Consider the following 10,171-nt stretch of genomic DNA (forward strand, 5'->3'; position numbering starts at 1 on the left):
CAGCCACGTAACCTTCGTATGGTTTAGAAGCACTATTACTAAATAATTTGAGTCTGAAATTTTTCTTGGGCTCAATTTTATTTGCAATACGATTACGAACTTCTTCAACAGATAACTTTGTTTTTAAAGTATAATTTTCAACAGGCAAAAATTTTTTAAAGTTCATTAGTGTATAAAAGAAATTGATTTTAAGGTGCAATATGAGCAAAGCTCAATAAAGGTATGCTGCACAAGTGAGTGATGCTTCGTTCCTCAGCATAAACTCTACAATGATGACCAAAGAAAAAATGCTTGTCCTAAAAAAATAAAAAAATAATGAAGACAAAAGAAGAAATTGTAAACAACTGGCTGCCGAGATATACCGGTGAGGCATTAGAAAATTTTGGTGAATATATTTTATTAACCAACTTCAGTAATTATGTTTCCATGTTTGCGGAGTGGAATAATGTAAAAGTAATTGGGCTGGACAGGCCGATGCAATGTGCCACAGCTAATAATATTACCATCATAAATTTTGGAATGGGCAGCCCGGGTGCAGCAACGGTAATGGATTTACTGAGTGCCATTCACCCTAAAGCAGTTTTGTTTTTAGGCAAATGCGGCGGCCTTAAAAAACGGCACAGTATAGGCGATTTAATTTTACCTATTGCCGCCATGAGAGGCGAAGGAACGAGTAATGATTATTTTCCACCAATTGTACCTGCACTGCCTTCGTTTAGTTTGCAAAAAGCAATTTCCACCACCATTAGAGATTACGAAACGGATTACTGGACGGGTACGGTGTACACCACTAACCGCCGTGTATGGGAGCATGATGAAGAATTTAAAATGTATTTAGAAAAAGTAAGGGCTTATGCCATTGATATGGAAACGGCTACTATTTTTTCTGTAGGGTTTTTTAATAAAATTCCAACAGGTGCATTGTTATTAGTAAGCGATCAGCCAATGGTACCCGAAGGTGTAAAAACAGAAGCCAGCGATAAAAATGTTACTGCAGGTTTTGTTGAACGGCATTTAAAAATTGGCATAGATTCTTTAAAACAATTAATTAATGACGGATTAACAGTAAGGCATTTGAAATTTTAGACGGAATGGTGAGTCGTCAGGCGTGAGTGAACCCTCGATTTGATGACTCAACACTCACGTTTCACCACTCACTACTCACCCCATTGCCATCTCTCCTCTCCATACAAAACCTTTCCATACAATTCAGCAATGAAGGAGAAAAAACTATTGCTGTAAAAAATATTTCCATTGATATAAAAAAAGGAGAACTGGTAGCCATTGTTGGCGAAAGCGGATCAGGGAAATCTGTAACAGCATTATCACTATTGCAGTTATTACCTGCACAGGCAACTGTTACCGGTAAAACTTTATTTTACAGAAGAGAAAAGCAACCTGCTGAACTTATAAAATTAACCGACGCCGGCATAAATGAAATAAGAGGAAAAGATGTTGCCATGATCTTTCAGGAACCGATGACATCGTTAAACCCGGTTTTTACCTGCGGCAGGCAAGTAATGGAAGTGATACAACTGCATGAAAAGGTAAGCAGAAAAATTGCCCAACAAAAAACTATTGCGCTTTTTAAAAAAGTAAAGCTGCCCGACCCTGCGGCCATCATTAACCGTTATCCTCACGAACTAAGCGGCGGGCAAAAGCAAAGGGTAATGATTGCAATGGCGATAAGTTGCAACCCCTCTTTATTAATTGCAGATGAACCTACTACTGCACTGGATGTAACTGTACAAAAAACCATACTGGAGCTGATTAAAGAATTACAGCAGCAAAATAATATGGGGGTCATTTTAATTACGCATGATTTAGGTGTAGTAGCCGATATTGCTGATAAAATTGTGGTGATGTACAAAGGAGAAATGGTGGAGCAGGGTACGACAAAAGAAGTGTTACAATCGCCGCAGCACCCTTATACCAAAGCACTTTTAGCCTGCAGGCCTTCTGGCAAATTAAAAGGAGAACGATTACCGGTGGTGAGTGATTTTATCGGGGATCGGCAGACGACAGATGACGGACAACAGACAACAGAATGTAGACAACCGTCAACTATCAACGAACAACAATCAACCGTTTTACAGGTTGAAAATTTAAAAGTTTATTTTCCTGTTAAGAAAAAAATATTTGGTAAAGCCACACAATTTTTTAAAGCAGTTGATAATGTAAGTTTTGAAGTATTGCAGGGAGAAACTGTGGGCCTTGTTGGCGAAAGCGGTTGCGGCAAAACAACTTTGGGCCGAACCATTTTACATTTAATACAACCAACTGAGGGTAAAATTTATTTAGAAGGAAAAGATATTACGCAAATAAAATCAGCTGCTCTCCGCAGCATGCGTAAAGATCTGCAAATTGTTTTTCAGGACCCTTATGGTTCTTTAAATCCACGTATTACTATTGGCAACGCCATACTGGAGCCATTAAAAGTACACGGTGTTTTAGATAATACCATTCAGCGAAAAGAAAAAGTAATGGAGCTTTTGGAAAAAGTAAGTTTATTGCCCGACCATTTTAACCGCTACCCTCACCAGTTTAGCGGCGGCCAGCGCCAGCGCATTTGTATTGCCAGGGCTTTGGCATTAAATCCTTCTTTTTTAATTTTTGATGAAAGTGTTTCGGCCTTAGATGTAAGTGTACAGGCACAGGTGCTTAATCTTTTAAATGGCCTAAAAAAAGAATTTGGTTTTACCTCCATTTTTATATCGCATGATCTTTCTGTAGTAAGATATGTAAGCGACAGGATTTTAGTAATGCACAAAGGAAAAATTGTAGAGCAGGGTGATGCCGAACAAATTTATCATCATCCGCAAAACGAATACACACAAAAATTAATTGAGGCTATACCGGGGCGGCAACTGCTTACTGATCAATAACGGTTAGTTTTAATTCTTTCAGTTATAATATCGCTGTAATCACTGTCGTAACCGGCATTATAAAATTCTGATGCACTGCTGTGCATTTTGTACAACATTGTTTTTAATAATTTCTGCAACTGCTCTTTCACCGGTTTGTCTTCATCTAATTTATTATCATCGCCCCTGCCGTAACTGTAAGCACTTACCGAAGTAAAATCATCGTTATCATCATCAAATTCTTTAGCGTTTTCCGGCTGCAGGCCGTAAGAAATTATCTTCCACTTTTTTTCTTCTTTTTTATTTTTGTATTTAAAAAAATACACTACACCTTTTATATTTTTAAAAGATACGGGCATTTTATCCAGCAAGGCAAGGGTATCATATTTTTGATAAGAGGATCTGTTTACCAAAACACTTTTTACCAAATCTAACTGGTTGTTGTATTTGGCAGGAAATTTATCCAGCAGTTTTGCTTTTTTCAATTGGCGGTACAAATCAATCCTGTATTCATCATTTGCTGCATAAAAATTCAATAAAGTATCAGGGATACTTTTTTTATTTCGCAACAACAGCAGCATGGTTGTAAACCTTATCTGTTTGTTTTTTAATTTCATTACATCATCAAAAAAAGTTACCACGCCGGGGTTTTTATCCCAGTAAGGCATTAAGAGCACAGCATAGCTTTGCAATAATTCGTTGCCACTGTCGCCATCGCTGTTACGGTTATATGATGTTTCATCATCGTCATCAGCTTTATTGGCTTTTTCTGCTTTGGCAATTGCTTTCTGGCTTTCACTGGCTCTTTCTTTCTTTAATTCCTGTTTTGCTTCGGTATAAAATTTTGTAAAATACTGTTCGTAATCTTTTGCTTCCACATAACCACTGTCCACCATTGCGGTAAGCAATTCCATCACATTGCCTTTGTAATCATCTAAATTTATTAACTGCAATATTTCAGGAAAAATAACTTTAGCAAGCGAAAGGGTATCGTAAAGCGGATACCAGCTTCCGCCAAAATCATCATAACTGTTTTTTGTTTTGGCTAATAGTTTAGTAAGGTTACCCATTTTACTAATCACATCACCATAGTCGTAATTAGCGGAACTGTTACGAGATGTTACTACCGGCGGTTCATTAATTATTAAGTCTTTAAAGGCAATAAAAGATTTTTTTGTTTGCATACCCAGCAAAGTATTCAGCACTGTGTTTTGCAAATCGGCAGTATCGCCTGAGGCAACGTATAATTGTTTTAAATACGTTACCAGTGTGCTGTCTTTTGTTTCTTCCAGCCTGCCAATAAAATCTTGTTTTAGCTGCAGGTAATCTTTAGTTTTCCAGCTGAGTGTATCAATTATTTTTTTAAGAGAAGGTACGTCGGCCGAATCAAATTCTATATTTTTAAACCGCTTCATGGCTTTGGCATGAGTGGCGCTGTCTTTACTGGAGAAATCTTTAAAAAATTCGGCATTGCGTTTTACAAAAGGCGATTCTCCCTTTACTGTATCGGATGGTGCAAAAGTTTCAATAAAATTATACAGAAAACTGCTTCCTGGTGTAATGGTATCCGTTAAAGCAACCACTGCAAAATAATTCCCAGATTTATAAAATGCTTTTGAAATAATGGTGCGGCTGCTGTTGGTATCTGTTACCTGCTGAAATAAATACCGCATTCCGCCGGCACTAATGCCACTGTCTTTTTTTAAATACAAATAGCTTTTATTCTTATTGCCCTGTCCTGCAAAATTATAGTCGCTGTTGGTAAATAATTTTGCAGAGTCTTTTTCAAAAGTATTTTTAGGTGCTTTTGCCCAGGCCACAAATATTTTTTCGCCAATGGTATCGGTACCAATTGTTTTAATACCAAACTCCGGCATGGTCTCCTCATCATCAACCCCATAAGTACCCATCATATTTTTAATCGATTCCATTAAATCGTTTTGCTTTTTGGCATCCGGAAAAATGGGCGACTGCACCGTAAAATGCATTGCGGTATCTACCCTAAGTTTTACTTCGGGATAAATAAATGGTATAATTTTAAAAGAATCGAAATACTGCAGCACATTTTTTGTTTCGGTAGTGTAGTGGGCTATTTGTGCAAAATAATTTGGCCCCTGCAATAAATACCTTACCGAAGTTTGTGTGCCATCTTTATGTTTGTATTTGCAATACAATGTGGGGTAGCCCTGCCATTTACCCTGCTGGCGGAAAATTTGTTTTTCAATAATGTCTGATGATGCAAAACTTTCCTCCATCAAATTCAAATCGAAAGTATCTTCTTCAATAAAACCATAATTGTGGATGTTGGCTTTCATTAAAGTGTACGAAGTTTTTTCTTTATTATCGGCAGCAGTATATTCCAGTCTGTCGCGGCCTTCATCTTTTTGCAGTAAAGGTGCATGCGGTAATTTAATTTCAAAGCCGCCGGTTGCAGGTTTAAAGTTTACCCAGTTAGTTTCGCCAGCTGGTGTAATATTTATGGATGTAAAAAAACGGTTTGCTTCACCACCTTCGGTTACATAATCCCCAATGCCACTTACTTTAAAAAATAAAATTTCAAAAGGCGTAACAAAAATATTGTGGCGCTGAACATCGCCCCGCCTTGTTCTGTTGGTAATATCAAAACCTTTGTACCCGTTTTTTGTAATGGTTGATCTTTTTAAAATTTTTCCAGGTATATTTTCATACAATAAACTGTCCACTTTTTTATACACCGTATTTTCGTTATCGCCTAAAAGCAATCCATTTGTTTTTACACGGCTTACCACATAATAAGCGCCGTTGCCCATATCGGCATATTGCTTTGTGTTTAAATCGCCAAACCTGCTGAAGGTGTAAAATTTATTGCCGGGTATCTCCACAGAAAAAACGGCATCGTCACTTTGTACATTTTTAAAGCTTACGGGTACACGAATTTTATCAATCACATCTTTTTGCTGGCCATCCCTCTCTCCCATTTTTACTGCACGTAATTTATAGCCTTTGCTTCGCAGCATTTCTATTACGCCACGCTTGCCGGGTAAATGTGCACTGCCCACACCAACAAATAAACTGGTTTTACTTTTTATAATCGAGTCTATAGAGTTAGCCTGAATTTCGTTTCGCTTGTATAAAAATTTTTCTAAAAAAGCTTTGCTGTTAAACTGTTTCATTTCTAAACTGTCCAGCATATCCAAATCGCCTTTGCGGTAAGCATCTTCTAATGTGTAAGGGCTTTTAATATAATCATCATAATTGTAATCAGCATCATAATTTTTTGTGCGTTTTTCTTTTGCAGCATCTTTATACGCTTCGGCTACTAACTTTTCGCTCTCTTCAAAATTTTCAACCCCCGTTAATTTTTTACCCAGCTTGCTGCCGGTTTGAAAAATGTACATGTCCAGGTAAGTATCTTCTTCAAAGTCGGCACCGTTTTTATAAGTGCGGTACAGCATACCATTGATCATTGCAGGTTCGGTAGCCAGTGCAAGTTTTATATTGTTTTCGTATTTATCAACCGCAAAAGTATTTTTATGAATGTAATCGTTGGGAATATCTAAAAATTTATACGCATTAGCACCACCTTCGCCGTAAGCACTCTTATCAAAAATATTGGGTTTACTGTAATCATCCTGCCAGTTGGCGGGGTTACTTTCCAGCGCCACCACATCTACATTTTTTATGGCGTTGTAAAAAGAATCGGCCAAATGAAAAGCCAGTTTATTGCTTACATGCATGGTACCAAAAAGATAGCTGGGCCGGGTTAATCCGTTGCCGCTTATCTCCCATAAAAGCCCCTGGTATTTTTTTTCGGATTTTTTTGTTTGCTGGCTGTTTGCAGAAAGTACAGAAAATACCAACAGTAACAGGGTAGTTATTAGTTTCATTTATAGTTGCCGTTATTTTAGCTAAAGATAACACAAAGATTAAATAAGCTGTTTGATTCCATAATGAAATGTGGCTTTTTGGGGTAATTGTAACATATTGGGTTAGGATTTGTCTTTTATAATTTAATGCAAGTATTTAAACCCTTCTCTGCAAAATTAAATAACCGGTAAAGGGTGCAAATTCAAATTGCCGCTAAAGCATCAGGCCAGGCAGCAAATTTTAACGCAGAAAAAATGAGAAAAGGAATTATCACAGCCTTACTCAGCGTAACCTCTGCCATCTCATTTGCTCCGCGTTGAAAAAAATATTGCGATCATTTGGAATAAAACGCTAAACATAAAATTCAAAAGAACTGATGGCATTTGTAAATAAATAAAATGTACCAATCGGCACCCATCCCAATTTGTTTTAACCAATTGTACACAATACTTAAAATTGCTTCAAAACTTCAACTACATTTCCTTATCTTTGCGCCTTCAAAATCATGCCGTAACATGATAAGTGCCTCCGCAAAGGCTACGCTCCTTAAAGTTTCATTACACGGCATGTAACCATTTAAAAATATTGATTACATGAAATTATCCCAGTTCCGTTTCGATCTTCCACTAAATTTAATTGCCCAAAACCCTACCAAAAAACGTGAAGACAGCCGTATGATGGTGATTGACCGTAAAACCGGTACTATCGAAAACAAACATTTTAAAGAAATTATTGATTACTTCGACGACAAAGATGTTTTTGTAGTAAACAACACCAAGGTTTTTCCTGCCCGTATGTATGGCCGCAAAGAAAAAACAGGTGCAAAAATTGAAGTGTTTTTATTAAGAGAATTAAACAAGCCCAATAAATTGTGGGATGTAATTGTTGACCCTGCCCGTAAAATTCGTGTGGGTAACAAATTATATTTTGGCGAAAGTGATGAACTGGTTGCCGAAGTTATTGATAACACCACCAGCCGTGGCCGTACCATCCGTTTTTTATGGGATGGCACCGATGAGGAATTTCGTGGTATGCTGGAAATTTTAGGCGAAACCCCTTTGCCAAAATATATTAAGCGCAAGCCCGATGAAGAAGATAAAGAGCGCTACCAAACGGTATATGCCAAACACGAAGGCGCTGTGGCAGCACCCACTGCAGGGTTACATTTTAGTAAAGAATTAATTAAGCGTTTAGAAATAAAAGGTATCCGTTTTGCAGAAACTACTTTGCACACAGGCCTGGGCACTTTTCGCCCAATTGAGGTAGAAGATTTGAGCAAACATAAAATGGATGCTGAATATTACAGGGTAGAAGAAACGGCCTGCGACATTGTAAACAAAGCAAAAGAAAAAGGCCACCGCATTTGTTCTATCGGTACCACTACCATGCGTAGCATGGAAAGTTCTTTTACGGCACAAAAATTATTAAAACCATCCGAAGGCTGGACGAATCATTTTATTCACCCGCCTTACAATTTTAATATTGCCGATGCACTGGTAACCAATTTTCATTTACCCAAAACAAGCCTTTTAATTATGGCCTGTGCATTTGCCGGTTACGATTTAATGATGGAAGCGTATAAAAAAGCTATTAAAGATAAATACCGCTTTTTCAGTTATGGCGATGCCATGCTGATAAAATAATTACTGCTATATGAATTATAAAAACTCCTCAAAAATTTTGAGGAGTTTTTTTTGGAACCAGCTTTATATTTTCATGGCATCATCGTTGCGTCGCACTCTTGTACGGCATACCATTGGGAAACTTTTATTGAAGCGTACCTGTGAATGCAAAAAACAAGAAAAATATTTTAATAAACTTTCGTTTTTTCAATTGTAGTTACTGAAGTAATTTACAATCTGAAAGTTCAGAGTTTCGTATTTAATATTGTTTTTTATATACGAGTTTGAAAACAAAAATTTAACTGACCAAGAAGTTTTGAAAGGATGCAACTTTCGTATATATTTGAGTTGGTGGCAAGCGTATTGCAACACCGTACAACTTCAACCATGACATACGAATTAGAAAAAAGAATATGGACAGACAAAGACTTTGAGAATATGGGTTGGCACGACAGCCAAATCTATAAAGTTCGTTTGACAGAGGATTTGGAATTAGACATTGACTACATTTTGCAATGGAATAAGCCAGACCTTGAAGGACTTCCCTTTACATTTTGGGTTGCACCAGCAACATTAGTTTTCAAAAAAATAAAAAATCTGACATTTGATTTCACTACAGGATTTAAAGACGCATTTGAAATTGAAGGCATTGATAGACCGACCACAGAAAATGAAAATCAATGGACAATTATAACTCAACAAGGAGACTTTCAATTTACTTGTGACGGCTTTGAGCAATTTATTAGGCAAGACCCATTCTTTGAATTTGAGCAGACAATTTCTTACAGCAAACGCAATGGCTATTGTCATGACAGGACAACTAATCAAGAAAATTCAATCCGAAACAGAGAAGATATTTTAGAGCAAAGAGAAAAAGAATTAGAGCATTACGAAAACGTGAAAAAGAGGCATCTAAAATATCAGGAGTTAGCACAATTAACAAAGTTGAGAGAGAATAACGACATTGACACTAAGACTTACCTCATTAAGAAAAAGGAAATCAACGACCTTATCTTCTCTTACAGCTATTTTCTCAAAGGGACACAATTTGAAAATTGGGGCAGCTCCACCGAGTAAAACGCCAGCCACCAACAAAAGGTTTTGTGCAATTGGGGCGGGACGTTGAAGCAATCATCGGCAGTGCATATCCAGGCTTTGGTTTCGGCGGACGTAATACTGCCGGATAGTAGTTCTAAACTTCAGCTTTTAGTTATAAATTTAGCCTCAGTTCTGGGCAGACAGTTGGTTAATTCCCCAACTGCACAAAGCCTCGAACGTTGGGCGTCATGCAAAAGAAACTTCCGAAATGACAATAAGACTATTAATATCTTTTTTAACGTTTTTTACCTTAAACTCTATTGGGCAGACAAAGGACAGCATTTCTATAAAGTACAAAGACTTTATTTTAGATAGAGACACCACAATTAGAAACAAACTACTGAAATTTGATCTCAATAATTTTATTGGTAAAAGAGTCAACGATTTATTAAGCAATGAAACGATTGCTGAATATGACACTTACTGGTTTTCTGATGAACCTCCTTTCAAATTAAATTGTCTATATCTCAAATATGCGAATGGCTTATATTTGAAAGTATTTGCTTCTTCATTGCGGTATCAGCCTAGATATTCGAAAGAAAGGAAATTCAATTTTGAATTATACAAAAAAGAAAAAATATCAAAAATTGTATTAGACCGAAAATGGTTTGAATTAAATATTGCTAAAAAAAATCCTTGACAATATAATGCACGAACGCCCAACATTGGGTTTGCTGCAAGGCTGGCTGGACATTGGAGCAATGGTCATTTTATCGCTGTTGTGCTTCATCTGGGCTGGAC

The 10,171-nt window shown here is 37.0% G+C and carries 6 protein-coding genes; 5 read left to right on the forward strand and 1 reads right to left on the reverse strand.

Annotated features, from left to right (window positions below; translation table 11 throughout):
- The first annotated feature begins 315 nt into the window (after window positions 1–315).
- Complete coding sequence (locus tag ACY651_RS13100) at window positions 316–1,086, forward strand: AMP nucleosidase (RefSeq protein ID WP_462253440.1); 771 nt, start codon at window positions 316–318, stop codon at window positions 1,084–1,086.
- 83 nt (window positions 1,087–1,169) lie between these two features.
- Window positions 1,170–2,885: an ABC transporter ATP-binding protein gene (locus ACY651_RS13105; RefSeq protein WP_462253442.1), complete on the forward strand. Its 1,716-nt coding sequence runs from the start codon at window positions 1,170–1,172 to the stop codon at window positions 2,883–2,885.
- On the opposite strand, the gene ACY651_RS13110 is transcribed toward ACY651_RS13105, so the two are convergent.
- Entirely contained in the window at window positions 2,879–6,730 is a 3,852-nt protein-coding gene (locus tag ACY651_RS13110) for a TraB/GumN family protein (protein WP_462253444.1), read from the reverse strand. The two genes, ACY651_RS13105 and ACY651_RS13110, sit on opposite strands and share 7 nt — an antisense overlap.
- A 573-nt stretch (window positions 6,731–7,303) precedes the next feature.
- Here ACY651_RS13110 and queA point away from each other — a divergent pair.
- The 3 genes from queA to ACY651_RS13125 all read left to right on the forward strand — a co-directional run bounded on the left by queA (window position 7,304) and on the right by ACY651_RS13125 (window position 10,070).
- Window positions 7,304–8,353 carry a tRNA preQ1(34) S-adenosylmethionine ribosyltransferase-isomerase QueA gene (gene queA, locus ACY651_RS13115; protein WP_462253446.1) on the forward strand — a complete coding sequence of 350 codons (1,050 nt, stop codon included), beginning with the start codon at window positions 7,304–7,306 and terminating at the stop codon, window positions 8,351–8,353.
- 366 nt (window positions 8,354–8,719) lie between these two features.
- On the forward strand, window positions 8,720–9,409 hold the full coding sequence (locus ACY651_RS13120) for a hypothetical protein (RefSeq protein WP_462253448.1): 690 nt from the start codon (window positions 8,720–8,722) through the stop codon (window positions 9,407–9,409).
- Between the two features lie 229 nt (window positions 9,410–9,638).
- Window positions 9,639–10,070 carry a hypothetical protein gene (locus tag ACY651_RS13125; RefSeq protein WP_462253450.1) on the forward strand — a complete coding sequence of 144 codons (432 nt, stop codon included), beginning with the start codon at window positions 9,639–9,641 and terminating at the stop codon, window positions 10,068–10,070.
- The last annotated feature ends 101 nt before the right edge of the window (window positions 10,071–10,171 follow it).

Source organism: Ferruginibacter sp., assembly GCF_031391665.1.
Classification (GTDB): domain Bacteria; phylum Bacteroidota; class Bacteroidia; order Chitinophagales; family Chitinophagaceae; genus Ferruginibacter.